Source organism: Oxalobacteraceae sp. CFBP 8761 (assembly GCA_014841595.1).
In the GTDB taxonomy this organism is placed as follows: Bacteria; Pseudomonadota; Gammaproteobacteria; order Burkholderiales; family Burkholderiaceae_D; genus Telluria.
In genome coordinates, this window is record JACYUE010000001.1 from 151676 (window position 1) to 178012 (window position 26337).

Here is a 26337-nt window from a genome sequence, read left to right on the forward strand (position 1 = left end):
GCAATTACTTGGCTAAGATAGGATTTTGAACGTCTTGACGGAATATGCACCGTGACGCCTGACACCCTGCCGCAGCACGCCACCTCAGTCTGCAAGAACTGCTGCGCCGCCACTGATGGAAACTATTGCCATCAGTGCGGCCAGGCCACGCACCTGCACGTGCCGAGCGCGCGCGAGTTCCTGCACGAATTCATTGCGCACTACGTGGCGCTGGAAGGCGCGCTGTGGAAATCGCTTGGCGGGCTGATCTTCAAGCCGGGCTTTCTCACCTGCGAATATATTGAAGGCCGGCGCGCGCGCTACCTGCAGCCGCTGCGCCTGTATCTGACGTTCAGCATCATCTTTTTTGCGCTGTTCAAGTTCAGCGGGATGGAAGTGATCAATCTCGGCGAAGAGATACCGCCGTCGGCCGTCGTCGTGTCCGGGGACAGGAAAGCCCCTGAGCCTGCCACGGAATTCAACCGCGCCGTCGCGCCCCTCGTGACTGGCGCCGGATCCTTCAACGCCACCCTGGGCCAGAAAGTCCAGCACTTCCTCGACCTGCCGCGGCGCGATCAGGAAGTAGCGCTCAAGGGGGCGTTCTTCAGCTATACGCCGTATGCGGTATTCGCGCTGATGCCGGTGTTCGCCTTCTACCTGCGCATTCTGTATGTGCGCACGGGGCGGCGCTATGGCGAGCATTTCCTGTTCGCGCTGCACACCAATGCGTTTGCCTTTCTGATGTTCAGCGTGCTGCTGACGCTGCCGCCGATGCTGGATTTCCTGGAGCTGCCGCTGGCGCTGTGGCTGCTGCTGTATCTGCCGCTGGCGATGCACAGGGTGTATGGCGGGGCGCGCCTGGCCACCGGCCTGCGCTGGATCGTGCTGAGCCTGCTTCATGTGCTGAGCCTGGTCCTGGCGGTCGTGGTTGCCATGGGAGCGGCACTGGTGGCCTGAACTTGCGGGACCGGGGCGGCGACCGGTATACTGTGCATCTGTACAGTGTTTGCCGAGCGCTGCTATGGCAGCCGCAGGAATTATCGGTTAATCTCCAGCGTGTTGTTAACCTACTACTGCCGAGATCGCTATGCCCGCATCACCCCAACCGCAACAGATCATCGCGCTCGTGGTGCGGCATAACACGCCAGGCGTCGAAGAGCCGGTCAGCCGCATCCGCGATTTTCTGGCCGGGGCCGGCTACCGCGTCGTGTTCGAGGCCGATACCGCCGCCAATCTCGCGCTCGACAATCTCGAATCGATGACCGTGGCCGAGATCGGCGTGCAAGCGCAGATCGGCATCGTCCTCGGCGGCGACGGCACCATGCTCGGCATCGCACGCCAGCTGGCCGAATACGATATCGCCCTCATCGGCATCAACCTGGGGCGCCTGGGCTTCATCACCGACATCGCGCTGGACGACATGCTGCCCCAACTGAGCAACATCCTGGAAGGCCGCGCGCGGCGCGAAGAGCGCACGCTGCTCGAGGCGCGCGTCATGCGCGATGGCGTGCTGATCTTTTCCAGCGTGGCCGTCAACGACGTGGTCGTGGCACGCGGCACGGGCGCCGGCATGGTCGAACTCAAACTGAGCGTCGACGGTCAATTCATGTACAACCAGCGCTCGGATGGCCTGATCGTCTCCACGCCCACCGGCTCGACGGCATATGCGCTGTCGGCCGGCGGGCCATTGCTGCATCCGAGCCTGGGCGGCACGGTGCTGGTGCCGATCGCGCCGCACGCGCTGTCGAACCGGCCGATCGTGGTGCCCGACACGAGTGAGATCGTGGTTGAACTGGTCAGCGGGCGCGACATCAGCGTGAATTTCGACATGCAGACCTTCACGAGCCTGCAGCTGGGCGACCAGATCGTGATTTCGCGCTCGCCGCACACGATCACGTTCCTGCATCCACTCGACTGGAGCTATTACCACACGCTGCGCCAGAAACTGCACTGGAACGAGTACCCCACCAACGACGGCAGGCTCAAGTAAGCTAGCCATCGCAGCCGCCCGCATTTGCTACAGAGTCGTCAAAGAATCGCCCTAACCGCCGGAGACCCGATTTTTCATGCTGCGCACACTTACCATCCGCGACTTCGTCATCGTCGACGCCATCGAACTGGAATTCTCGAACGGCTTCTCGGTGTTCACCGGCGAAACCGGCGCCGGCAAGTCGATCCTGATCGATGCGCTGCAGCTGGCGCTGGGCGGCCGCGGCGACGCCAGCATGGTGCGCGAAGGCGCCGCCAAAGCCGACATCACCGCTGATTTTGCACCGACCGAAGTGGCGCGTGTCTGGCTGGCCGAACACGACTTCAGCGCCGACGAGGGTGGGGCGCTGCTACGCCGCGTGATCGATAACGCCGGCCGCTCCAAGGGTTATATCAACGGTGTCGCGGCCACGGCGGCGCAACTGCGCGAGCTGGGCGACCTGCTGGTCGACATCCACGGCCAGCACGCGCACCAGAGCCTGCTCAAGCCCGACGCCCAGCGCGCGCTGCTCGATAACCAGATCGGCGTGCGCGATCCCGCCGCGCGCATCGAAGCGCAAGAAGTCTCGCAAGCCTGGCGCACCTGGCGCGCGCTGGTACGCCAGCGCGAAGAATACGAAGCCGATGCCAAGAACGTGCTGATCGAGCGCGAGCGTCTCGAGTGGCAAGTGGCCGAACTCGACAAGCTGGCCCCGAAGGCCGGCGAGTGGCTCGACATCGGCAACGAGCACAGCCGCCTGTCGCATGCCGCGACGCTGCTCGAAGGCGCGCAGGAAGCGCTGGCGGCCATCTCGGAATCCGACCATCCGATCCTGTCGCAACTGTCGACGCTGAACGCCAAGCTGGGCAAGCTGGTCGACGTCGATACGCAGCTGCAATCAGTGCTCGACTGCATGGAGCCGGCGCGCATCCAGCTGCAAGAAGCCGTGTCCGAACTCAACACGTATATCGACAAGGTCGAGCTCGACCCGGCGCGTCTGCGCGAAGTCGACGCCCGCATGGAAGCGCTGCACACGGCGGCGCGCAAGTACCGCGTCACGCCCGAAGAACTGCCGGACGAACACGCGCTGCTGGCCACCAAGCTGCGCCAGCTGGCCGACGCCACCGACATTGACGGCCTGCGCAAGCAGGAAGAAAAAGCCGAGGCGGCGTACATGGACGTGGCCGGGCGCCTGTCGGTGCGCCGCGCGGCCGCGGCGCACGAGCTGGGCACGCAGGTGACAGCGGCAATGCAGGAGCTGAGCATGAGCGGCGGCAGCTTCGCCATCGGCCTGAACCGCGGCGAGCCAGGCGCGCATGGCCTGGAGCACATTGAATTTCTGGTGGCCGGTCACGCGGGCGTCGTGCCGCGCGCGCTGGCCAAGGTCGCGTCGGGCGGCGAGCTGGCGCGCATCTCGCTGGCGATCTCGGTCATCACGTCGAATGCAACGACGGTGCCGACGCTGATTTTTGACGAAGTCGACACCGGTATCGGCGGCGGCGTGGCCGAGGTGGTGGGACGCCTGCTCAAGCGCCTGGGCCAGCAACGCCAGGTGCTGTGCGTGACGCACTTGCCGCAGGTGGCCAGCCAGGCAAACCAGCACTTCCAGGTGGCCAAGGGCACGACCGACGCCGGCCGCACGGTCTCGCGCATCGACGTGCTCGACAAGCGCGCGCGGGTCGAGGAAGTGGCGCGCATGCTGGGCGGCATCGAGATCACGGAGACGACGCGCAAGCATGCAAGGGAATTGCTGGCGTCGTGATGGCTTGCATGCGCGGGCCCCGGGTGTTTTTGTGGCACAGTAAACATCCCCATCAACCACTCCGGAAGGAACTCGCATGAGCATCGAAAAAGTCCTGTATCGCGCACAAGCCACGTCGCAAGGCGGCCGTGAAGGCACGTCGAAAAGTTCGGACGGCGCCCTGGACGTGACGCTGTCCACGCCGAAGGAACTGGGCGGCGGTGGCGGCGCGGGCACCAATCCCGAGCAGCTGTTTGCTGCCGGTTACTCGGCCTGCTTCCTGGGCGCGCTGAAATTTGTCGCGGGCCAGGCCAAGGTCACGCTGCCGGCCGACCTGACCATTACCGGCGACGTCGGCATCGGCCAGATCCCGACCGGCTTCGGCATCGAAGTCGACCTGACGATCAAGGGGCCGGGCATGGACCAGGCCCAGTTGCAGGAGCTGGTCGACAAGGCCCACATCGTGTGCCCGTACTCGAACGCCACCCGCAACAACATCGACGTGCGCCTGCACGTGAGCACCTGATTCTGATTCTGACCTCGCGCTAGCCTTGCCGGTCCGTGGCTCGAACACCACGGACCGGCAACCCAAAGCGCGCTGACCCGCTGTTGGGTCCTGCGGGCAGGACATGCCAGACTTATAATGGCCAGATCCTGTCTTCACTACGCCCCCATGTCATTTCGCCCTGAACCGCCTTATACCCACGGTACCATCCCGCGCAGCGCGGTCTTGCTGGTCAACCTCGGCACGCCGGACGAGCCCACACGCGGCAAGGTGCGCAGCTACCTGAAGCAGTTCCTGTCCGATCCGCGCGTGGTCGAGGTGCCGCGCCTGGTCTGGTGGTGCATCCTGCACCTGATCATCCTGCCGTTCCGCTCGGGTCAGTCGGCCGCGAAATACCGCACGATCTGGACCCGCGACGGTTCGCCCCTGCGCGTGAACACGGCCCTGCAGGCCACGCGCCTGCAGGCGATGCTGACCGAACGCGGCCACGAAGACGTGAGCGTGGCGATGGCAATGCGCTACGGCTCGCCATCGATGCCCGAGGTGCTCGATCGCTTGAAAGAAGAGGGCGTCGACCGCATCGTCGTGCTGCCCGCCTACCCGCAATATTCCGGCACCACCACGGCCTCGATCTGGGATGCCGTGTTCCAGCACTACGCGAAGGTGCGCAACATTCCCGAGCTGCGCCTGGTGAAGCACTACCACGACCACGAAGGCTATATCCACGCGCTGCGCGATAACGTGCTGGCGCACTGGGACAATCATGGCCGCGGTCAGAAGCTGGTGATGAGCTTTCACGGCGTGCCCAAGCGCACCCTGCTGCTGGGCGACCAGTACCACTGCGAGTGCTATAAAACCGCGCGCCTCTTGGCTACCGCGCTCGACCTGTCGCAGGACGAGTACATGGTCACGTTCCAGTCGCGCTTCGGCAAGGCCGAGTGGCTGCAGCCGTACACGGCGCCGACCGTCGCGCAGCTGGCGCGCGATGGCCTCGAACGCATCGACATGATCTGTCCGGGCTTTACCAGCGACTGCCTGGAAACGCTGGAAGAAATCTCGATGGAAGTGCGCCACGATTTCGAAGCGGCTGGCGGCAAGGAGTTCCATTACATCCCGTGCCTGAACGCGTCGCCCGCCTGGATCCGCGGCCTGGCAGAAATCGCCGAGCAGCACCTGATCGGCTGGCCGACGATCCTCACGCCGGCGCAGCGCGAAGCGCGCCGCATCGATACCGAACGTGGCGCTGCGCGCGCCAAGAGCCTCGGCGCTCCCAACTAGTCCATACCGACTTGCCTGTTGACAACCTGCTAAAATAGCGGGTTGTTGGCGCTGCAGGGCCGCATTTGCCTGAATTTCAGATGGCTTTCCTGCAATTCCCCTTGTAATTGTAGGAGATCGCCCCATCTGGTGCGCTGTGTATCAATCAGGATACGTTTTTAAATCAGCCAAGTCCTTGATTCCAGGAGTTTTTCCGATGCAAGACCAAGACAACAAAGAGATGAGCAACGAACAGGATGTACAGGCGCCTGGCGCTGACATCAATGATGGTGCTACCGCTGGCGCCGCGCAGGCGGGTACGCCGGGCCTCGAAGAACAACTGAGCGCCACCGAAGCCAAGCTGGCCGAGATGCACGATGCCTTCATGCGCGCCAAGGCCGACGCGGAAAACATCCGCCGCCGCGCCCAGGAAGACGTCAGCAAGGCCCATAAATTTGCCATCGAAAGCTTTGCCGAGGCCATGGTGCCGGTGCGCGACAGCCTGGAGATGGCACTGAAGGTCGAAGCGCCGACGGTCGAGTCGATCAAGGAAGGCGTCGAGATGACGCTCAAGCAGCTCACCAGCGCGTTCGAAAAGAACCGCCTGGTCGAGGTGCTGCCGCAGGTAGGCGACAAGCTGGATCCGAACAAGCACCAGGCCGTTGCCGTGGTGCCGGCGGAGCAGGAAGCCAATACCGTGGTCACCGTGCTGCAAAAGGGTTACATGATTGCCGACCGCCTGCTGCGTCCGGCCATCGTGACGGCAGCAGCACCAAAATAAGAATGGCCGCGTGCCGCGTAATGCTCTTGAAAGCACGCCGTTTTTCCCAATATTGAATCCATCAGAAACTCAGCATATAAAAAGGAATACATCATGGGCAGAATTATCGGTATCGACCTTGGCACCACGAACTCGTGCGTGGCCATCATGGAAAACGGTCAGCCAAAAGTGATCGAGAACGCCGAAGGCGCGCGTACCACGCCATCGATCATCGCTTACCAGGAAGACGGCGAGATCCTCGTCGGCGCGCCGGCCAAGCGCCAGGCCGTGACCAACCCGAAGAACACGCTGTTCGCAGTCAAGCGTCTCATCGGCCGCAAGTTCGATGAAAAAGAAGTGCAAAAAGACATTTCGCTGATGCCATATGCCATCGTCAAGGCCGACAACGGCGACGCATGGGTTGGCGTGCGCGACAAGAAACTGGCTGCCCAGCAGATCTCTGCTGAAGTGCTGCGCAAGATGAAGAAGACCGCCGAGGACTACCTGGGCGAAGAAGTCACCGAAGCGGTCATCACCGTGCCGGCGTACTTCAACGACTCGCAGCGCCAGGCAACCAAGGATGCCGGCCGTATCGCGGGCCTGGACGTCAAGCGCATCATCAACGAGCCGACCGCTGCTGCACTGGCATTTGGCCTGGACAAGACCGACAAGGGCGACCGCAAGATCGCCGTGTATGACCTGGGCGGCGGCACGTTCGACGTCTCGATCATCGAAATCGCTGACGTCGATGGCGAAAAGCAGTTCGAAGTGCTGTCGACCAACGGCGACACGTTCCTGGGCGGCGAAGACTTCGACCAGCGCATCATCGATTACATCATCGACGAGTTCAAGAAGATCAACGGCCTGGACCTGTCGAAAGACGCGATCGCCCTGCAGCGCATCAAGGCTTCGGCCGAGCGCGCAAAGATCGAATTGTCGTCGTCGCAGCAGACCGAAATCAACGAGCCGTACATCGCCATGGCGAACGGCGCGCCGGTCCACCTGAACCTGAAGATGACCCGTGCCAAGCTCGAGTCGCTGGTGGAAGAGCTGATCATCAAGACGATCGAGCCATGCCGCATGGCCATCAAGGATGCCGGCGTCAAGGTCTCGGACATCGACGACATCATCCTGGTCGGCGGTATGACCCGTATGCCGAAGGTGCAGGAGAAGGTCAAGGAGTTCTTCGGCAAGGAAGCACGCAAGGACGTCAACCCGGATGAAGCCGTCGCTGTCGGCGCTGCGATCCAAGGTTCGGTCCTGTCGGGCGAGCGCAAGGATCTGCTGCTGCTGGACGTGACGCCACTGTCGCTGGGTATCGAAACCCTGGGCGGCGTGATGACCAAGATGATCCACAAGAACACCACGATCCCGACCAAGTTCTCGCAGGTGTTCTCGACTGCCGACGACAACCAGCCGGCCGTGACCATCAAGGTGTTCCAGGGCGAGCGTGAAATCGCGGCCGGTAACAAGGGCCTGGGCGAGTTCAACCTGGAAGGCATCCCGCCAGCATCGCGTGGCACGCCACAGATCGAAGTGACCTTCGACATCGACGCCAACGGCATTCTGCACGTCGGCGCGAAAGACAAAGCCACCGGCAAAGAGAACAAGATCACCGTCAAGGCGAACTCGGGTCTGACGGAAGAAGAGATCCAGAAGATGGTCAAGGACGCCGAGCTGAACGCCGAAGAAGACAAGAAGGTCAAGGAAATGGCGGAAGCGCGCAACCAGGGCGACGCCCTGGTGCACTCGACCCGCAAATCGCTGACCGAATACGGCGACAAGCTGGAAGCCGGTGAGAAAGAGCAGATCGAAGCAGCGATCACCGACCTCGAAGGCGCGATCAAGAGCGGCGACAAGGCGGACATCGATGCCAAGACGGCAGCCCTGTCGAGCGCGTCGCAGAAGTTGGGCGAAAAGATGTACGCCGACATGCAGGCGCAGCAGGCTGGTGGCGCTGGCGCGGCCGGTGGCCCAGGCGCCGGTGCAGCCGGTGGCGAGCAGTCGGGCAAGCAGGACGACGACGTTGTCGACGCCGACTTCAAGGAAGTCAAAGACGCGAAGTAAGCGTCTCCGGCGCGAAGGCCTTGTGCCTTCGCGTACAGGCCGAGCCGACACCTTCCAGGTACTCGGCTCGGTTTTTTTGGTTTAAAGAATTCAGTTTTCAGATAACTTTAGGTGCCGACCATGGCGAAGCGTGATTTTTACGAGATCCTTGGGGTCGCGAAGGGTGCGTCGGAAGACGAGATCAAGAAGTCTTATCGCAAGCTTGCGATGAAGTTCCACCCTGACCGCAATCCGGATAACAAGGAAGCGGAAGAGAAGTTCAAGGAGGTCAAAGAGGCCTACGAGATGCTGACCAACCCGGAGAAGCGCGAAGCGTATGACCGTTACGGTCACGCGGGCGTCGATCCGAACAGCGGCATGGGCGGCATGGGCGGCGGCGCCGGTGGTTTCGGCGATGCGTTCGGCGACATCTTCGGCGACATCTTTGGCGGTGGCCGAGGCGGGCGCAGTGCTGGCCCGCAGGTGTACCGCGGCGCCGACCTGCGCTACAACCTCGAGATCACGCTGGAACAGGCCGCTCACGGCTTCGACACGACGATCCGCGTGCCAAGCTGGGACAAGTGCGACACCTGCCATGGCAGCGGCGCCAAGCCGGGTACCCAGCCTGTGACTTGCACCACCTGCGCCGGTCATGGCCAGGTGCGCATGCAGCAGGGCTTCTTCAGCGTCCAGCAGACCTGCCCGAAATGCCATGGCAGCGGCAAGATCATCCCTGAGCCGTGCGCGGCCTGCGGCGGCGCCGGACGCATCAAGCGCAACAAGACGCTGGAAGTGAAGATCCCGGCCGGTATCGACAACGGCATGCGCATCCGCTCGTCGGGCAATGGCGAACCGGGTACCAATGGCGGGCCGGCGGGCGACCTGTATGTGGAGATCCACATCAAGCCGCACACCGTGTTCCAGCGCGAAGGCGACGACCTGCACTGCGAAATGCCGATCTCGTTCTCGAAAGCGGCCCTGGGCGGCGAAATCGAAGTGCCAACCCTGACCGGCAAGGTGTCGTTCACGGTGCCTGAAGGCACCCAGACCGGCAAGACCTTCCGCCTCAAGGGCAAGGGCATCAAGAACGTGCGTTCGGGTTACACGGGCGACCTGTTCTGCCACGTGATCGTCGAGACGCCGGTCAAGCTGACTGACAAGCAGAAGGACATGCTGCGCGAGTTCGAACGCCTGACGATCGAGGGCGGTGCCAAGCACAGCCCGCAGAGCAAGGGCTGGATGGACAAGGTCAAGGACTTCTTCGAGTAAGTCTACTTACCGCTGAACGGCATATGCCTTCAGCGGTTTTTTTTGCCTGTCCGGTTGGCCCGCCAACACGGTTATACTCCCCCTGTTTCGAGACCTACCCGCCTTTGAAGCCTGCTCCAGAACAGGCCTGGCAACGCCCCTTCTGGGACGGTAACAAGCACAAGGAACCATGATGGACAAATACAAGACCAAGGGATTGACCGCGGCAGAGCTGTTCGAACGCAACCGCACGTGGGCCGCCACGATGGTGGCCGAGGACCCGAACTTCTTCAAGGCGCTGTCGGAACAGCAGGCGCCGGAATACCTGTGGATCGGCTGCTCGGACAGCCGTGTTCCTGCCAACGAATTGCTGGGCATGGCGCCGGGCGAACTGTTCGTTCACCGCAATATCGCCAACGTCGTCGTGCATTCGGATCTGAATTGTCTGAGTGTGCTGCAGTTCGCCATTGACGTGCTGAAGGTCAAGCACATCATCATCTGCGGCCACTACGGCTGCTCGGGCGTGCACGCGGCGCTGACCGATGCGCGCGTGGGCCTGGCTGACAACTGGCTCGGCCACGTGCGCGACGTGCGCGACAAGCACGGCAAGTACCTGGGCCATGTGAGCGGCCGCGCCGCCACCAACCGCCTGGTCGAGCTGAACGTGGCCGAACAGGTCATGAACACGGCCCACACCACCATCGTGCGCGATGCGTGGGAACGCGGCCAGCCATTGACCATCCACAGCTGGGTGTACGGCGTGCACGACGGCCTGCTGCGCGACCTGGGCATCACCGTCAGCAGCTTCGACGAGATCGAGCCGAAGCTGCGCCGGGTGCTCGATGGCTACGTCGATGGCGGCGTCGTGCGTGAAGAGCGGCGTGGACAGTGATCTGATGCGACTGCGCGCGCTGGTGCGCGCGTTCGTCGACGAGCGTGACTGGGATCAGTTCCACACGCCGAAGAACCTCGCGGCGGCCTTGACGGTCGAGGCGGCCGAGCTGCTGGAGCATTTCCAGTGGCTGCAATCGGGCCGCGCCGATGAACTCGGCGCGGATAAACTGGTCAAGGTGCGGCACGAGATGGCCGATGTGCTGGTGTATCTCGTGCGGCTGGCCGACAAGCTCGACGTGGATCTGGTCGCGGCGGTCGAAGAAAAGATGGTGCTCAACCGGGCGAAGTACCCGGCCGAGCTGGTGCGCGGCGATGCACGCAAGTACTACGAGTACAAAGAGTACAAAAAAACGTGATCGCTGGCGCCGCTTACATGCCGCCCATGCAGATGTACTTCACGACCAAATAATCATCCATCCCGTAGGTCGAACCTTCACGGCCCAGGCCTGACTGCTTGACCCCGCCGAACGGCGCGACCTCGGTCGAGATGATGCCGGTATTGACCCCCACCATCCCGCTTTCGATCGCCTCGGCCACGCGCCAGACGCGGCCGATGTCGCGCGCATAGAAGTACGATGCCAGCCCGAACTCGGTGTCGTTGGCCATGGCAATCACGTCGTCTTCGGTCTTGAAGCGGAACAGCGGCGCCAGCGGCCCAAAGGTTTCCTCGTGCGCCACCAGCATGTCGGACGTCACGTCGGTCAGCACCGTCGGTTCGAAGAAGCTGTGCCCCAGCGCGTGGCGTTTGCCACCCAGCAGCAGCTTGGCGCCCTTGGCCTGCGCATCCTCGATGTGCTGCTCGATCTTGCGCACGGCTTTCTCTTCGATCAGCGGGCCTTGCGTGATGCCTTCTTCGCGGCCATCACCCACCTTCAGTTTGCCCACCGCGACGGCGAGCTTGCGCGCGAATTCGTCATACACGCCATCCTGCACGTACAGGCGGTTGGCGCACACGCAGGTCTGCCCGGCATTGCGGAATTTCGAGGCGATCGCGCCCTCAACCGCCGCGTCCAGATCGGCATCGTCAAACACGATGAACGGCGCGTTGCCGCCCAGTTCGAGCGAAATCTTTTTGACCGTCGGCGCGCACTGTTTCATCAGCAGACGCCCCACGGCGGTCGAGCCGGTAAAGCTCAGCTTGCGCACGAGCGGATTGCCCGTCATTTCGCCACCGATGGCTTTCGAGTCGCCAATCACGACGCTGAACACGCCTTGCGGTACACCGGCGCGCTCGGCCAGCACGGCCAGCGCCAGTGCCGACAGCGGCGTGAGTTCGGCCGGTTTGAGCACGATCGGGCAACCGGCGGCCAGCGCCGGCGCGACCTTGCGGGTGATCATCGCGGCCGGGAAGTTCCATGGCGTGATCGCGGCGCACACGCCGATCGGCTCCTTGGTCACGACAATGCGTTTGTCCGGCCACGGCGAGGCCAGCGTCTCGCCGGCCACGCGCTTGGCTTCTTCGCCAAACCACTCGAAATACGACGCGGCGTAGGCCACTTCGCCTTTGGCCTCAGCCAGCGGTTTGCCTTGTTCCAGCGTCATCAGCAATGCCAGGTCGTCGGCGTTTTCCAGCATCAAATCGTTCCACTTGCGCAGGATCGCGGCGCGTTCTTTCGCGGGGAGTTTGCGCCAGGCCGGCCAGGCGGTGTTGGCGGCATCGATGGCGCGCTTGGTTTCAGCAGCGCCCATGTGCGGCACGCTGGCCACGGTTTCGCCGTTGGCGGGATTGATCACGGCAATGGTCTGGCCGTCATCGGCGTCGCACCAGGCGCCGCCAACAAAGGCTTGCTGGCGCAGCAGGGAAGGGTCTTTCAAATTCGGCATAGTGTCCTCGTCAATTCATGTCGAGCATCGGCTGCAGGGCGCGGATGCAAGCCGTCATGGTAGACCCATTTACAAACGAACGTGCCGCCGCGCCCGATTACTGCATACTGAAATTCTCGAAATTGTCATGACTTTTGGAAACGTGTGGGCTGCCTCAGCCGAATGAAGTTAAGCTTTTGACATGAAATTTCCCCCGCGCCCGACCCGTTGACTGCCTTGTGGTCGCGCGCCTCAAAGAGAAGGACAACACCATGCGCCCTATCGTAATCGTCCCCGCATGCACGCGTGATTTCGGCGAACATCCGTATCACGCCGCCCAGCACAAGTATGTCGACGCCGTCACCCTGGGCGCCGATTGCGCCTCGCTGATCCTGCCATCGTCCGGCGAATCGCTGGATTTGGAAACCATCTTCGGCACCATCGACGGCATCATGCTGACCGGCTCGGCATCCAATGTGCATCCCAGCTACTACTCGGAAGAAGTGCTGGATCCAACGCTGCCACAAGACCCGGCGCGCGACCAGACCACCTTGCCCCTGATCCGCGAAGCGGTGCGCCGCGGCGTGCCGATCATCGCCATCTGCCGCGGCTTCCAGGAGATGAACGTGGCGCTCGGCGGCAGCCTGCACCAGGCGGTGCAGACGGTCGTCGGCAAGTTCGATCACCGCGAAAAAGCCGAGCTCGGCATGGATGAGCAATACGGCGACGCGCACAACGTCACCGTCACCCCCGGCGGCATGCTGGAAGCCATTCTCGGCGCGGCCGAGATCCCCGTGAACTCGCTGCACGGGCAGGGCGTCAATGAACTGGCGCCGGGCCTGTCGGTCGAAGCCGTGGCCGAAGACGGCCTGGTGGAAGCATTCACCGTGTCGACCTCGCCCGGCTTCACGCTGGCCGTCCAGTGGCATCCCGAATGGCGCATCCAGCACAACCCGTACTCGATGAAGATGTTCCGCGCCTTTGGCGACGCCTGCCGCGCTTACCGCGAGCAGCGCCTGAGTGGCGGCTCGCTGTTGAAATGACCCGGCGCGCCCCGCATGAAGCGGGCGCGCAATCGACTACCGACATGAGGCAATGATGGCAATACGTGAAAATTTCAGTTACACCGATATGGAAGAGTGGCTCGACGCAAAGCGGGTCACCGAAATCGAATGTTTGGTACCCGATCTGACCGGCGTTGCGCGCGGCAAGATCCTGCCGCGCGTGAAGTTTACGGACGATCGCGGCATGCGCCTGCCCGAAGTCGTGCTGGGCATGACCGTGACCGGCAACACGCCGGAACGCGACGATGCCTACGAGCGCGCCATCTCGAGCATCGACCGCGACATGATCCTCAAGGCCGACCCCACCACCATCACGATGGTGCCGTGGGCGGTCGACCCGACCGCGCAAGTGATCCACGACTGCTATTACGCCGACGGCCGCCTGGTCGACTTCGCGCCGCGCAGTGTGCTGCGCCGCGTGCTCAAGCTGTATGAGCAGCGCGGCTGGAAACCGCTGGTGGCGCCCGAACTCGAGTTTTATCTGACCGCGAAGAACATCGACCCGAACCTGCCGCTGGTGCCGCCGATCGGCCGCAGTGGCCGCGCCGAAACAAGCCGCCAGGTCTACAGCATCGATGCGGTCAACGAGTTCGATCCGCTGTTCGAAGACATCTACGATTACTGCGAGCTGATGAACCTGGACGTCGACACGCTGATCCACGAGATCGGCGCCGGCCAGATGGAAATCAACTTCCAGCATGGCGAGCCGCTGGGACTGGCCGACAAGGTGTTCTACTTCAAGCGCACGCTGCGCGAAGCAGCGCTCAAGCACGACATGTACGCGACCTTCATGGCCAAGCCGATGGTCGACGAGCCGGGCTCGGCGATGCACGTGCACCAGAGCGTGGTCGATGCCGGCACCGGCAAGAACATCTTCAGCACCGAAGACGGCGCGCCGTCCGACCTGTTCCATCACTACATCGGCGGCCTGCAGCGCTATATGCCGTCGGCGATGGCGATCGTCGCGCCGTACGTGAACTCGTACCGCCGCATCGTGCGCCACACGGCTGCGCCGATCAATCTGCAGTGGGGGATCGACAACCGCACGGTGGGCTTCCGCGTGCCGGTCTCGGGTTCGCAGGACCGCCGCGTGGAAAACCGCGTGATCGGCGCCGACGCCAACCCGTACCTGGCGCTGGCGATCACGCTGGCCTGCGGCTACCTGGGGATGGTCGAAGCGATCGAGCCGTCAGCGATGGTGGAGGGTAGCGCCTATGATCTGCCGGTGGAACTGCCACAAGGGCTGTCCGAAGCGATCACGGTGCTGCGCCGCGAAGACCGCCTGCGCGACGTGCTGGGCGAGCGCTTCATCGACGTCTACACGGCAGTCAAGGACCTGGAACACCAGGAGTTCATGCGGGTGATCAGCCCGTGGGAGCGTGAGCATTTGTTGCTGCACGTTTGATCGGACGATCGTTGAACGCGTGGACGGGCGACCCGTCCACCCTACGCGGGTTTGCGTGGTGATGAAATCGTTCCACCGATTGCCACGATGATCGACGTCCAACTAATGCTTACGCCGCCACTTCGCGGCGATTGACCAGCACCTGCGGCGCCAGCGACCCGACGACCATGCCGACAAACGCCATGATCAACCCGGCCAGCTGCCCCGGGAAATGCACGCCCCACCCGGTGATCTGCTCGAAGAACAGCACCCATGTCAGCAAACCACCCGCGATCGACAGGATCGCACCCTGGGTGGTCGCACACTTCCAGTACAGGCCCATCACCAGCGGCACGAAGGCCCCCACCAGCGGCACCTGATACGCGCTCGACACCAGCTCGTAAATCGACGTGCCTTCCATCGCAATCGCATACAGCAGCACCAGCGTCGCAAAGATCACGATCGTGACGCGCATCGCCAGCAGCTGCTGGCGGTCGGTCATGCCGGGCCGGATATTCTTGAGGATGTTTTCGACGAAGCTGGTCGACGGCGCCAGCAGCGTGGCTGACGACGTGCTCTTGATCGCCGAGAGCAGGGCGCCGAAGAACAGGATCTGCATCACCAGCGGCATCTTGGTCATCACGAACGTGGGCAGCAGGCGCTGGTAGTCGTTCTGCGCAATCTCGAGTGCCTGGCTGCCCATCACCACCACGGCAGCGGCCACGATGAACATCGGGACAAACGCGAACAGGATGTAGCTCACGCCGCCGATCACGGCGCCGGTGCGCGCAGTCGGGGCGTCCTTGGCCGACATCACGCGCTGGAACACGTCCTGCTGCGGGATCGAGCCGAACATCATCGTCACGGCGGCGGCGATGAAGAACATGATGTCGGTAAAACTCGGCTCGGGCCACACGCGCCACAGGTCGGCGTTCTGCGCCATCGCCATCACGTTGCCGGCGCCGCCGGCCAGGTCGGCCGCGAACCAGGCGATCACGCTCATGCCCACGACCAGCACGATCATCTGGATGAAGTCCGTGATCGCCACCGCCAGGAAGCCGCCCACCACCACGTAGATCAGCACCGTCAGCGTGCCGACGATCATGCCGGCGGCCGGCGACATCGCTCCCGCCGTCAGGACGCTGAACACTAGGCCCAGCGCCGTGATCTGCGCGGCGACCCAGCCGAGATAACTCATGATGATCGCGACCGAGCAGAAAATCTCGATGCCCTTGCCGTAGCGCTGGCGGTAGTAGTCGCCGATCGTGAGCAGGTTGAGTTTATACAGCTTGGTTGCAAAAAACAGGCCCACCAGCACCAGGCACATGCCGGCCCCGAACGGGTCTTCGATCACGGCGTTCAGGCCGCCCTGAACGAACTTGGCCGGAATGCCCATCACGGTTTCGGCGCCGAACCAGGTCGCAAACGTGGTGGTGATCACCATGACCAGTGGCAGGCTGCGCCCGGCGACGGCAAAGTCGCTGGTGTTCTTGATCCGCGTGCCCGCCCACATGCCGAGAGCCAGCGTGCCGAGCAGATAGAGCACGACGAAGGTGATCAAAGTGAGGTTCATGCAGTAGGTGCTCCGAGGCCAGGAAATTTATGAGCGGAAAATTCCGCGATTATAAATCCGAAACCTGGCCGGCGGCCTAAATTGCCATCTCGCGCAGCAGTCGGGATGCCTCGCGGTTGGCGCCGATGCAGGTCCCGTCGCGCATGAAGATCTGCAGTTGCGACTGGTCGTCCGCGCGCATCGATTCGACGAAGTCCAGGTTCACCAGCGCCGAGCGGTGTACGCGGATGAAGCGTTGCGGGTCGAGCTGCGCCTCGAGCTCCGAAATCCCGATCCGTACCAGGAAATGCTGGCCCCGCGCCGCGATCACGGTGTACTTCGAATCGGCCTTCATGTACTCGATCTCATGCGCTGCGAGCGGGAAGATGCGGCCACGGTCGCGCACGAGGATGCGGTCGAGCCGCGCCGGTCCTGCGCTGGCGCGGACCAGCGCGCCTTCGACGGCGGCGCGTTCCGGCTGCGCGCCATCGAGCAGGCGCGCCACGCTGTCGGCAAAGCGTGCCCGCGTAAACGGCTTGAGCAGGTAGTCGACGGCGTGCAGCTCGAACGCGGCCACCGCATATTGATCATAAGCGGTCGTGAAGACGATCTGCGGCAGGTAGTCGAGCTGGCGCAGCACCTCCAGGCCCGTCATCTCCGGCATCTGGATATCCATGAACACGACGTCAGGGCGCAGCGTCACGATGCAGGCCAGTGCGCTCGCGCCATCGGCCGCTTCGCCCACCAGCCGCAGGCCCGGATGGGCGTAGATGGCATCGCGCAGCACGTCGCGCGCGAGCGGTTCGTCTTCGGCGAAAAATACGGTCTTCATGGTCATGGCGTGATGGGCACGGTGACGCAGGCGGCAAAGCCGGCGCCGGGTTGGGAGTCGATGCGCAGTGCGGCGCGGCCGGCGTAGTCGAGGTCCAGGCGCCGGCCGATGGTGCGGATGCCCAGGCCGGGCGAGGCATCGATCGTCGCCGCTGCGGCGCCGGGGCCATCGTCGCGCACGGTCACGCGCAGCAGGCCGGTGACGGGTTCATGTCGGCTCTCGATGCGCAGGATGCCATGGCGGGTGAACGGATTGAAGGCGTGCTTGATGCTGTTCTCGACCAGCGGCTGCAGGCTCAGGGCCGGCACCAGGCAATCGCCCAGGTCGGGGTCAAGATCCCACTCGACCCGCAGGCGCTCGCCCAGGCGCAGGCTTTCCAGCTCCAGGTAGTCGCGCACGAAATCGAGTTCGGCGTCCAGCGTCACGCGGTCGATGCCGGCGCGTTCGGTGTCGAGCACGTAGCGCAGCATGTTCGAGAACTGGAACAGCGCTGTTTCGGCCGCCTGCGGATTGCGGCCGGTAAGGGCGATGATCGAGTGCAGCGTGTTGAACAGGAAGTGCGGATTGAGCTTGCTGCGCAGCGCGCCCAGTTCGCTCGCCACCAGCAGCGTCTGCGCCTGCTGCGTGGCGAGCGCCTGGCGCTGGGTCGCGGCGTTGGCGCGCACCAGGTGAAACACGCCGGCCACCACGGCGTAGCTCATCATGTTGTACAGGAAGGGCCACAGGTGCCAGGACAGCGGATGGGGTGGCGGGTTCTGCGTTACCACCAGCACCGTGTGCGCATAGGTGGCAAACGCCACTGCCGCCAAGACATGGATGACGAAGCGTTGCACGCCGGGGACGGCGCGCCGTTCGAAGCGGCCACTGAGCGGCCAGAGCAGGGCCAGCATCGCAGCCGATGGCGCAATGCTCACAAATGCTCGCCAGAACAGGGATGGATCGAGCCGACCCGCCAGCAGGGTGTCAGCCTGCATCACCAGCGCAATCACCAGCATGTAGCTCAGCCAGGCGGCGATGTACAGGCGCCACATTGGCGAGAGGACGTAAGACTTGGTCGTGGTCATCTGTCGAGTATCGCGCAGAAAAACCCCGCTGCGGCGGGTCTTGCGCCGAAATGCGGGAATCCGGTGCGAACTGCAGGATTACGTCATCAGGACACGGATCACGTCCTTGCGTTTTTATGCACGTTATTGCACGGACTTGCATGTTTGTGTACAGTGACGTGTCTAGAACAAGGAGAACGCCATGCAATTAGCCGAAGAACGGCGCGATGCCATCCTCGATGCGGTCGAGCGCGAGGGCAGGGTACTGGCGGCAGAACTGGCCACACGCCTGGCAACCTCGGAAGATACGATCCGGCGCGACCTGCGCGAACTCGATGCAGCCGGCCTGCTGCGCCGCGTGCATGGCGGCGCGATCCGGCGTCAACCGGAGCCCAGCTTCAGCGAGCGTGCGACCACCGACCTGCCGCGCAAGACCGCACTGGCGCATGGTCTGCGCGCCTGTATCCGGCCTGGCGACACCGTCCTGATCGACGCCGGCTCGACGCACCTGGCGCTGGCGCGCCTGCTCGACGATGGCTGCGCCGCGACGATCGTCACCAACAGCCCGCAGATCGCGCTGGCACTGGGCGCGTTCCAGCGTACCCGCATCGTGCTGCTGGGCGGCACTTACCATCCGGCGCTCGGCGCGACGGTCGGCGCAGCCACGCTGGCCGAAGTGGCGCGCCTGCGGCTCGATCTGGCGCTCGTCGGCGTCTGCGGCCTCGATCCGGCCCGTGGCGTGAGTGCCTCCGACCCTGAAGAAACAGCGCTCAAACGCGCGATGTTCGCCGCCAGCACGCGCCACGCGGTCGCGGCGCTCAACGAACGTTTCGACGACAGCGCGGCGTTCCTGTTCGGCGCGCTGTCAGAGATCGACCATCTGGTGCTGGAGCACGACGCACCCGCCGCCAGCATTGCCCTGCTGCGCCAGCATCATCCGGCGCTCGACATCACCATGACCACAAAGGCTGCCGCATGAATCCTGTCACTACCGCCAATCCACGCAGCATCGACGCGGCGCGCTGGGCCATCTCCACCGTGTTCCTGCTTAACGGCGCCGGCATCGGCCTGTGGGCCGCGCACGTGCCGACCGTGCAGGCGCGCATGGGGATCGATACCGGCATGCTGAGCATGGTGCTGCTGACCGTCGCCGCTGGCGCGCTGCTGGCGATGCCGCTGATGGGCGGTCTGACCGGGCGCTGGGGCACGCGCCGCATGGTGCTGCTCTCGGGCTTCGCGTTTGCGGCGATGACGCCCCTGATCATGGGCGCGCCGAGTCTGCCGCTGCTGTTCATCGCCGCGTTCCTGTTCGGCGTCAGCAACGGCGCGCTGGACGTGGCGATGAATGCCAACGCGAGCGAAGTCGAAAGCGCGCGCGGCCTGCCGACGATGTCGTCGTTCCACGGCTTCTTCAGCCTCGGCGGCCTGTTCGGCGCCGGCATCGGCGGGTTGCTGGTCGGGCAGGGCCTGGGCCATGGGCAGGGCGCGCTGATGGTCGGCGTGGTCACGGCGGTCGTGCTGGCGCTGTCCGCGCCGCGCGTGATGGGCTTTGCCGCCACGCACGGCGCGGGCAGTCACTTCTCGCTGCCGCGCGGCGCGGCATTGAGTCTGGGCCTGTTGGCGCTGCTGTGCTTTGCGGTCGAAGGCGCGCTGGTCGACTGGAGCGCCTTGCTGATGGAAGAACGCACCGGCGCCACGCCGGCATCGGCGGCGCTGGGCTTCTCGGCGTTTTCGATTGCGATGGCGGCGTGCCGCTTCGCCGGCGACCGGCTGATCGTGCGCTTCGGCGCGCTGCGCATCATGGTCATCGGCGGCCTGGCGATGTTTGCCGGGCTGGCGCTGGCAGTGGCCAGCACGCACTTCGTGCTGTCAGCAGTCGGTTTTGCGCTGGTGGGTCTGGGCGCGGCGAACGTGGTGCCGCTGCTGTTCGGGGCCGCCGCGCGCATTCCCGGCATGAGCGCCGGGAACGGCGTGGCAGCGGTGGCCACGCTCGGCTACGGCGGCTTGCTGCTGGCGCCGCCGGTGCTGGGCTGGGTCGCCATGCACTCGAGCATCATGGTGGCGCTGGGCGGACTGTCGTTGTCGGGCCTCGTGATCGCCCTGAGCGCCCGTATTATCAGGCGCTAGGGCGTCGCGTAGATCAGAAGCAGTGCTCGACGGCCGGGAAACTGCCATCCTTCACGGCTGCGACGTAGCTCGTGACGGCTGCGTCGATGCTGGTCTGGCCGTCCATGAAGTTCTTCACGAAGCGTGCCTTGCGGCCCGGGAATACGCCGAGCAGGTCGTGCATCACCAGCACCTGGCCCGAGCAATCGGGGCCGGCGCCGATGCCGATCGTCGGCACCGACAGCAGCTCGGTAACTTCCTTGCCCAGCGCCGCGGGCACCGCCTCGATCAGGATCAGCGCCGCGCCGGCCGCCTGGAGCGCCAGCGCATCGTTCTTGAGGCTGTCGGCGCCGGCGTCGGTCTTGCCCTGCACCCGGAAACCACCCAGCTGGTGCACGAACTGCGGCGTCAGGCCAATGTGCGCGCACACCGGAATGCCCCGTTCCACCAGCAGGCGCACAGTGTCGGCCAGCCAGGCACCGCCTTCGATCTTGATCATCTGCGCGCCGGCGCGCATCAGCTGCACGGCGCTGTCATAGGCTTGTTGCGGGTTGCCGTAGGCGCCGAACGGCATGTCGGCCAGCACCAGTGCGTGCTTGTTGCCGCGTGCGACCGAGGCCGTGTGATAGACCATGTCGGCCACCGTCACCGGCAGCGTCGAATCGTGACCGGCGCAGACCATGCCCAGCGAATCGCCGATCAGCAGGATCTCGACGCCGCAGCGGTCCATCAGCGACGCGAAGCTGGCGTCGTAGCAGGTCAGCATCGCGATCTTGTTGCCGGCTGCGCGCATGGCCAGCAGCGATGGCACGGTGACGGCTTTCGGGGTTGCCAGTACGGGGGCCGCGGGCGCGGGCACAGCGGCGGGCGTGGGTGCACCTGCGCCAGCCGTCATCTCGTTACCCTGCAAATATCCACTCATGAGAAATCCTTTAAAACAATACGTCCTGGCGCCTAGTGTAATGCGGCGCCTGTGAAGCTGCGGTCAGCGCGCATTCTACTGCAGCCTGCCTTTCCTGACACGGCCACCCCCATGTCATCAAGCCGTCAAAATACTTCAATATTCTTTGAATTGTTGTACCGTTCGGCTATCATTCTTATATCTTGTAATGCATCAATCGGGAACACCATGGATACCAAAGCCACACTTGCCGCCCTGTCAGCGTTGTCGCAGGGGAGCCGCCTTGCGATTTTCCGGCTGCTGGTTCAGGTGGGACCGGCGGGGCTGGCGGCCAGCCGGATTGCCGAACACCTCGATGTGCAGCCTTCGGCGCTGTCGTTTCACCTGAAAGAGCTGTCGCACGCAGATTTGCTGTCGTCACGGCAGGACGGGCGCTTCGTGATCTATTCGGCCAACATCGCGACGATGAATGGCCTGGTCGGCTTTTTGACCGAGAACTGCTGCGGTGGCGTGCCGTGCGACGCGGCCGCTGGCGAGCCATGCAAACCAAACTGACGCTGCACATAACCCCTCACCAGACCAACCATCCCATGAACATTCTCTTTCTCTGCACCGGCAATTCGTGCCGCTCCGTCCTCAGCGAGGGCACCTTCAACCATTTGGCCCCCGAGGGGTTCAAGGCAATCAGCGCCGGCAGCCAGCCAACGGGCACGCTGCATCCGCGCGCTGTCGCGCTCCTGCACCGCAAGGGCATCTCGACCGAGGGCTATTACAGCAAGTCGTGGGACGACTTGCCGGTCACGCCGGATATCGTCGTGACCGTCTGCGGCAGCGCGGCCGGCGAGACCTGTCCTGCCTATCTGGGCCCGGTGCTGCGGACGCACTGGGGCCTGGACGACCCGAGCCACGTCGTTGGTACCGACGAACAAATCGAAGCGGCGTTCGAGCGTACTTATGCCATCATCCTGGCCCGCACGCAGGCCTTCCTGGCCCTGCCGCTGGAAGAACTGCAAGCTGACCGCAACCGGTTCAAGGCAGAGCTCGACCGCATCGGCACCCTGTTGCCCTGAACGGCATCCGGCACTGCCGATGCTGTATTTGATTGAACTGTTCACTAGGACCCTTCGTGCTGATCGCATCGCTGATTTTTCTCGCAACACTCATTCTGGTCATCTGGCAGCCCCGTGGGCTGGGCATCGGCTGGAGCGCCACTGCCGGCGCTGCGGTCGCGCTGCTGACCGGTGTCATCCACGTTGCCGACATCCCAGTGGTGTGGGGCATCGTCTGGAATGCGACGGGGGCATTCGTCACCATCATCATCATCAGCCTGCTGCTGGACAAGGCGGGCTTTTTTGAATGGGCGGCCCTGCACGTTGCGCGCTGGGGCAAGGGCAATGGCCTGCGCCTGTTCATCCTGCTCGTGCTGCTCGGCGCTGCAGTGTCGGCCCTGTTTGCCAACGATGGCGCAGCGCTGATCCTGACGCCCATCGTGATCGCCATGCTGCTGGCGCTGCGCTTCACGCCCAAGGCGACGCTGGCCTTCGTCATGGCGGCCGGCTTCATCGCCGATACGGCCAGCCTGCCGCTGGTCGTGTCAAACCTCGTCAACATCGTCTCGGCCGACTATTTCGGCATCAGCTTCGCCCGCTATGCGTCGGTGATGGTGCCGGTCAATCTGGTCGCGGTGGCGGCAACGCTTGGCGCACTCATCTGGTTCTTCCGCAAGGACATCCCGGCGAACTACGACATGGCGCAATTGAAGCATCCAGGCGATGCCATCCATGACCGGGCAACCTTCATCACTGGCTGGTGGGTACTGGGGATCCTGCTGGTCGGGTTCTTCTGGCTTGACGACATGGGCGTACCAATCAGCGCCGTGGCGGCGGCCGGCGCAGCACTCCTGCTGGCGGTGGCCGCGCGCGGGCACCGCATCTCGACGCGCGCCGTGCTGCGCGATGCGCCGTGGCAGATCGTGATCTTTTCGCTCGGCATGTACCTGGTCGTGTATGGCCTGAGGAATGCCGGGCTGACGGTGTATCTGACCGAGCTGTTGAACTGGTGCGCGCAATACGGTGTCTGGGGTGCCGCGCTCGGCACCGGCTTCATCACGGCGATCCTGTCCTCGATCATGAACAATCTGCCGTCGGTGCTGGTGGGCCTCCTGGCCATCGACGCCACCACGACCAGCGGCGTGGTGCGCGAGACGATGGTGTATGCGAACGTCATCGGCGCCGACCTCGGCCCGAAAATCACCCCGATCGGCAGCCTGGCCACCCTGCTATGGCTGCATGTGCTGGCGGCGAAGGATATCCGGATCTCGTGGGGCTACTATTTCCGGGTGGGTATCGTGCTGACGCTTCCGGTCCTGTTCGTTACCCTGTGCGCGCTTGCGCTGCGCCTGAGCTAAGAAAGCTATCGCCATGAATGACACCATCCCGAACCTGCCGAATATCCGGCCCGAGCTGCTGGACATGCCGACCGTCGACAAGCTCGAGCCAGTGGGCGACATGAATCACCCGCCACGCATCCTGCTGCTGTACGGTTCGCTGCGCGAACGCTCGTTCAGCCGCTTTCTCACCTTCGAGGCCGCGCGCATCCTCGAGCACTTCGGCGCTGAGGTGAAAATTTTCGATCCGATGACCTTGCCGATGGTGGGCAGCGTGCCGGAGACGCACCCGAAAGTCGTCGAACTGCGCGCGTTGTGCCTGTGGTCGGAAGGCCAGGTCTGGTGCAGCCCCGAGCGCCACGGCACGGTAACCGGCGTGATGAAGAACCAGATCGACTGGATCCCGCTGGAACAGGGCGCCGTACGCCCGAGCCAGGGCCGGACGCTGGCCGTGATGCAGGTCTGCGGCGGGTCGCAATCGTTCAACGTCGTCAACACGCTGCGCCTCCTGGGGCGCTGGATGCGCATGATCACGATTCCGAACCAGTCGTCGGTGCCGATGGCGTACAAGGAATTCGATGACGAAGGCCGAATGCGGCCCTCGGCGTATTACGACCGCGTGGTCGACGTGATGGAGGAGCTGGTCAAGTTCACGCTGCTGACCAGGGGCCGGAGCGACTATCTGACCGATCGGTACAGCGAGCGTAATGAGCGTGCGCTCAAGGCGATTGACCGGCAGATTGGGAAAATTTGAACGACATCGATCTTCGTCGGACGCAGTTGTGTACGAACAATAAAGTTCAACACAAGAGGCGAGGGCGGACATGCTTTGGCGAACTTCCGCCTTCGGCCAAAAGCGGAAAGGATGGAACGTGAAGAATATTCAGATTTTTGATGGCGCCGATAACGCAGTCTATGACATCTTTGCTGCAGCTGATGAAGAATTCGCCCTTATCTTCCCAGACGGCACAGACGTAGCCTTTATCGATGAGGTCTATCAAAACCAGCCACCGGAAGCCTTAAATGCAGCCTTCACAGCGATCTGGAAACGCCGTGTCCCCAAGCGCGAAGCAATGGGCATTCACGGCATCCTCTTTTACGAGCGTGAGCACAAGAAGATCTACTATCCTACGCGTCGCGATGAGCAGGCAATCAATCCAGACGGTTCAAAACTAAGATAGCGAAGGTCCACAATCGGTCGGAACCGGTCCTTTATGCCAGTCTGCAATTTGCGGCCTTGATGGGCTGCTATGCTGGTCTGAAGGGCCGAGATCGGCCAGAAGCAGTCGTTCAAGAAAACGTGAATACGTCAGGCACTTGGCGTTGGCAGCATCGTTGAATCGGTCATCATTCGATGGAATCACAGATGAGTTTCGAAACCGTACGTCAAATTCTTTGTATCCGTGACGGCGACCTTCCTGACATCGATTTCGATTTCGGGCAGAAGCCGGTTGTCGGTGATGCATACGCCATTATTCAAGGCCGTGCTACTCATTTGGTGTCAAGGTCCGCTTATTACTGGTCACGCAGTAGAAGCGAAGAATGTGTGATTAGTTTTGGTGAAAATCCTGCACTTGCCGTTCTTACGGGCGAGGCCGAGCCGTTCCACGTCGTGTTTGGCGGGCTACGGTCAGCGAGTGGCGCACCAATTTCCGACTTAGGTGTCTTCGTTTGGGAAACTTCTATCACCTTGGACTATAGAGGGGGACCGGATTGGGATGACCCTGCAATACTTGGGCTATTTGAGATCATGCGGGATTTAAAAGCACTTGCGAAGCGTGCAACGATTTCTCACACCGGCAACATATATGAAACTGAAGAGGAGATCCTGCTCTCCGCGTTCCACGCCTGGTCAGACGCTCTTGGGAATTAGGCCAGCTCCGATTACGGATGGGTCAAGGTCTGCCTCGGGTCGGGTCCGGCTTTTCGTTACAGTCCGCGAACGTCCGCAGTGGGTCGGTACCGGCCTGTCGCGGCCACCGCCGAATTTTCAACGGGCAACCTGCTATGCTGGCTCGACCGACCGAATTCGGCCAGAAGCGGACATGCATAACGACTCTAAAGGGATGTAATGGACGTACTTACAGTGACGATTGAGCGATTCGTTGACGACCACTTTCCTGGTTTCGTGGAGTGCATCTTGCTTGACTCTGAAGACTGCTCACATCGTTTCGTTGAGAAAGTTCCTGTCGTAACTACTGCAAACCTGTCGCTCGACAGCGCCTATCCTCAGCCAGGTTGTATCGCTTGCGTGGTTGAAGACGAATGGATTGATGAGCGAGGGCGGCCACTGGCCCGCGTCAGCACTACCAATCCATGGGGTGTCGAATCGACAACTGGCGATACAACCTTTACGGTCCTGCGCAACCAGATTGATCGTGTGTGATGCCGTCTGCTTTGGGTCGGGAGCTGCCGTACACCTGGAGGGCAGAAACCGGCCAAACGCAATCGTTCGTGTCGAGACAAAGATTTGCCGGGAGAATGGATGCTAGATCCGACAATCAAGCTCTATGACGCTGTCAGGATCACGGAGTTACGGCAGCCCGTCCGTTCTGACTTGGGCGCCGGTGACATTCGCAAGCCACAGGTTGGTGACGTCGCATGGGTCATCGAGATTTACGAAAATCCACCGGGGTACGAGCTGGAATGCAGCGACAAGGACGGTACGACCGAATGGTTGCAGGGATTCCGGGCGGAAGAAATCAAGCTTGAGAAGCTCGTCAAAGCATAGTGCTCATGGAGCTTGGCATCTCCGCTTCGGGTCGGATCCGGTCCTCCATGACAGTCTGCGATTTTCCGCTCCTAGCGACCTGCGATGCCTGAACTGAACGGCCGCCATCGGCCTTGGATTCAACCGGTCGAATAGG

27 protein-coding genes are annotated in these 26337 nt (G+C 63.0%); 22 read left to right on the forward strand and 5 right to left on the reverse strand.

Annotation, left to right across the window (positions count from 1 at the left end):
- Nucleotides 1-51: 51 nt before the first annotated feature.
- The 10 genes from IFU00_00665 (at nucleotide 52) to IFU00_00710 (ending at nucleotide 10755) form a co-directional block, all read left to right on the forward strand.
- Nucleotides 52-936: a DUF3667 domain-containing protein gene (locus IFU00_00665; GenBank protein MBD8540787.1), complete on the forward strand. Its 885-nt coding sequence runs from the start codon at nucleotides 52-54 to the stop codon at nucleotides 934-936.
- Nucleotides 937-1066: 130 nt separating this feature from the next.
- Nucleotides 1067-1969: an NAD kinase gene (locus tag IFU00_00670; GenBank protein ID MBD8540788.1), complete on the forward strand. Its 903-nt coding sequence runs from the start codon at nucleotides 1067-1069 to the stop codon at nucleotides 1967-1969.
- A gap of 76 nt (nucleotides 1970-2045) precedes the next feature.
- Nucleotides 2046-3710 (forward strand): DNA repair protein RecN, encoded by a 1665-nt coding sequence (recN, locus tag IFU00_00675; GenBank protein ID MBD8540789.1) that lies wholly within the window; start codon nucleotides 2046-2048, stop codon nucleotides 3708-3710.
- A 76-nt stretch (nucleotides 3711-3786) separates the two neighbouring features.
- Nucleotides 3787-4215: an organic hydroperoxide resistance protein gene (locus IFU00_00680; GenBank protein MBD8540790.1), complete on the forward strand. Its 429-nt coding sequence runs from the start codon at nucleotides 3787-3789 to the stop codon at nucleotides 4213-4215.
- Nucleotides 4216-4362: 147 nt separating this feature from the next.
- Nucleotides 4363-5472, forward strand: a complete 1110-nt coding sequence (locus tag IFU00_00685; protein ID MBD8540791.1) for a ferrochelatase — start codon at nucleotides 4363-4365, stop codon at nucleotides 5470-5472.
- Between the two features lie 196 nt (nucleotides 5473-5668).
- The gene (gene grpE / locus IFU00_00690) at nucleotides 5669-6232 is read left to right on the forward strand and encodes a nucleotide exchange factor GrpE (protein ID MBD8540792.1); all 564 of its coding nucleotides are present in this window, start codon (nucleotides 5669-5671) and stop codon (nucleotides 6230-6232) included.
- 93 nt (nucleotides 6233-6325) lie between these two features.
- The gene (gene dnaK / locus IFU00_00695) at nucleotides 6326-8278 is read left to right on the forward strand and encodes a molecular chaperone DnaK (GenBank protein ID MBD8540793.1); all 1953 of its coding nucleotides are present in this window, start codon (nucleotides 6326-6328) and stop codon (nucleotides 8276-8278) included.
- A gap of 120 nt (nucleotides 8279-8398) precedes the next feature.
- Complete coding sequence (gene dnaJ / locus IFU00_00700) at nucleotides 8399-9526, forward strand: molecular chaperone DnaJ (GenBank protein ID MBD8540794.1); 1128 nt, start codon at nucleotides 8399-8401, stop codon at nucleotides 9524-9526.
- A 172-nt stretch (nucleotides 9527-9698) separates the two neighbouring features.
- A complete protein-coding gene (can, locus tag IFU00_00705) occupies nucleotides 9699-10397 on the forward strand; it encodes a carbonate dehydratase (GenBank protein MBD8540795.1) in 699 nt (232 codons plus the stop codon).
- Complete coding sequence (locus IFU00_00710; protein ID MBD8540796.1) at nucleotides 10360-10755, forward strand: nucleotide pyrophosphohydrolase; 396 nt, start codon at nucleotides 10360-10362, stop codon at nucleotides 10753-10755. Before can ends, IFU00_00710 begins: the two co-directional genes overlap by 38 nt.
- 13 nt (nucleotides 10756-10768) lie before the next feature.
- On the opposite strand, the gene gabD is transcribed toward IFU00_00710, so the two are convergent.
- Nucleotides 10769-12223: an NADP-dependent succinate-semialdehyde dehydrogenase gene (gene gabD, locus IFU00_00715; protein MBD8540797.1), complete on the reverse strand. Its 1455-nt coding sequence runs from the start codon at nucleotides 12221-12223 to the stop codon at nucleotides 10769-10771.
- A gap of 251 nt (nucleotides 12224-12474) precedes the next feature.
- Here gabD and IFU00_00720 point away from each other — a divergent pair, with 251 nt between their 5' ends.
- Together IFU00_00720 and IFU00_00725 are read left to right on the forward strand one after the other, a co-directional pair.
- Nucleotides 12475-13245, forward strand: a complete 771-nt coding sequence (locus IFU00_00720) for a gamma-glutamyl-gamma-aminobutyrate hydrolase family protein (GenBank protein ID MBD8540798.1) — start codon at nucleotides 12475-12477, stop codon at nucleotides 13243-13245.
- A 55-nt stretch (nucleotides 13246-13300) separates the two neighbouring features.
- Entirely contained in the window at nucleotides 13301-14671 is a 1371-nt protein-coding gene (locus IFU00_00725; GenBank protein ID MBD8540799.1) for a glutamine synthetase, read from the forward strand.
- A 109-nt stretch (nucleotides 14672-14780) separates the two neighbouring features.
- Here the strand turns inward: IFU00_00725 and IFU00_00730 are convergent, their stop codons facing one another.
- The 3 genes from IFU00_00730 to IFU00_00740 form a co-directional block, all read right to left on the reverse strand.
- Nucleotides 14781-16223, reverse strand: a complete 1443-nt coding sequence (locus tag IFU00_00730) for a sodium:solute symporter family protein (GenBank protein ID MBD8540800.1) — start codon at nucleotides 16221-16223, stop codon at nucleotides 14781-14783.
- A gap of 76 nt (nucleotides 16224-16299) precedes the next feature.
- Nucleotides 16300-17040, reverse strand: a complete 741-nt coding sequence (locus tag IFU00_00735; protein ID MBD8540801.1) for a response regulator transcription factor — start codon at nucleotides 17038-17040, stop codon at nucleotides 16300-16302.
- Complete coding sequence (locus IFU00_00740; protein ID MBD8540802.1) at nucleotides 17037-18098, reverse strand: histidine kinase; 1062 nt, start codon at nucleotides 18096-18098, stop codon at nucleotides 17037-17039. The genes IFU00_00735 and IFU00_00740 overlap by 4 nt, the downstream gene beginning before the upstream one ends.
- Before the next feature lie 181 nt (nucleotides 18099-18279).
- Here IFU00_00740 and IFU00_00745 point away from each other — a divergent pair, with 181 nt between their 5' ends.
- Complete coding sequence (locus IFU00_00745; protein ID MBD8540803.1) at nucleotides 18280-19056, forward strand: DeoR/GlpR transcriptional regulator; 777 nt, start codon at nucleotides 18280-18282, stop codon at nucleotides 19054-19056.
- Nucleotides 19053-20204 carry an MFS transporter gene (locus IFU00_00750; protein MBD8540804.1) on the forward strand — a complete coding sequence of 384 codons (1152 nt, stop codon included), beginning with the start codon at nucleotides 19053-19055 and terminating at the stop codon, nucleotides 20202-20204. The genes IFU00_00745 and IFU00_00750 overlap by 4 nt, the downstream gene beginning before the upstream one ends.
- Nucleotides 20205-20217: 13 nt before the next feature.
- Here IFU00_00750 and panB read toward each other — a convergent pair whose 3' ends face one another.
- Nucleotides 20218-21105, reverse strand: a complete 888-nt coding sequence (panB, locus tag IFU00_00755) for a 3-methyl-2-oxobutanoate hydroxymethyltransferase (protein MBD8540805.1) — start codon at nucleotides 21103-21105, stop codon at nucleotides 20218-20220.
- A 207-nt stretch (nucleotides 21106-21312) separates the two neighbouring features.
- Between panB and IFU00_00760 the strand changes: the two genes are divergently transcribed.
- The 8 genes from IFU00_00760 (at nucleotide 21313) to IFU00_00795 (ending at nucleotide 26201) form a co-directional block, all read left to right on the forward strand.
- Nucleotides 21313-21639: a helix-turn-helix transcriptional regulator gene (locus tag IFU00_00760; protein MBD8540806.1), complete on the forward strand. Its 327-nt coding sequence runs from the start codon at nucleotides 21313-21315 to the stop codon at nucleotides 21637-21639.
- Between the two features lie 35 nt (nucleotides 21640-21674).
- Complete coding sequence (locus IFU00_00765; GenBank protein ID MBD8540807.1) at nucleotides 21675-22154, forward strand: arsenate reductase ArsC; 480 nt, start codon at nucleotides 21675-21677, stop codon at nucleotides 22152-22154.
- Between the two features lie 56 nt (nucleotides 22155-22210).
- A complete protein-coding gene (locus IFU00_00770) occupies nucleotides 22211-23491 on the forward strand; it encodes an arsenic transporter (protein ID MBD8540808.1) in 1281 nt (426 codons plus the stop codon).
- Between the two features lie 13 nt (nucleotides 23492-23504).
- Nucleotides 23505-24224 carry an arsenical resistance protein ArsH gene (gene arsH / locus IFU00_00775; protein ID MBD8540809.1) on the forward strand — a complete coding sequence of 240 codons (720 nt, stop codon included), beginning with the start codon at nucleotides 23505-23507 and terminating at the stop codon, nucleotides 24222-24224.
- 118 nt (nucleotides 24225-24342) lie between these two features.
- Nucleotides 24343-24651 (forward strand): hypothetical protein, encoded by a 309-nt coding sequence (locus IFU00_00780; protein MBD8540810.1) that lies wholly within the window; start codon nucleotides 24343-24345, stop codon nucleotides 24649-24651.
- Between the two features lie 185 nt (nucleotides 24652-24836).
- Nucleotides 24837-25343, forward strand: a complete 507-nt coding sequence (locus tag IFU00_00785; protein ID MBD8540811.1) for a hypothetical protein — start codon at nucleotides 24837-24839, stop codon at nucleotides 25341-25343.
- Nucleotides 25344-25541: 198 nt separating this feature from the next.
- The gene (locus IFU00_00790; GenBank protein ID MBD8540812.1) at nucleotides 25542-25856 is read left to right on the forward strand and encodes a hypothetical protein; all 315 of its coding nucleotides are present in this window, start codon (nucleotides 25542-25544) and stop codon (nucleotides 25854-25856) included.
- Between the two features lie 99 nt (nucleotides 25857-25955).
- Nucleotides 25956-26201 (forward strand): hypothetical protein, encoded by a 246-nt coding sequence (locus IFU00_00795; GenBank protein ID MBD8540813.1) that lies wholly within the window; start codon nucleotides 25956-25958, stop codon nucleotides 26199-26201.
- Nucleotides 26202-26337: the final 136 nt, after the last annotated feature.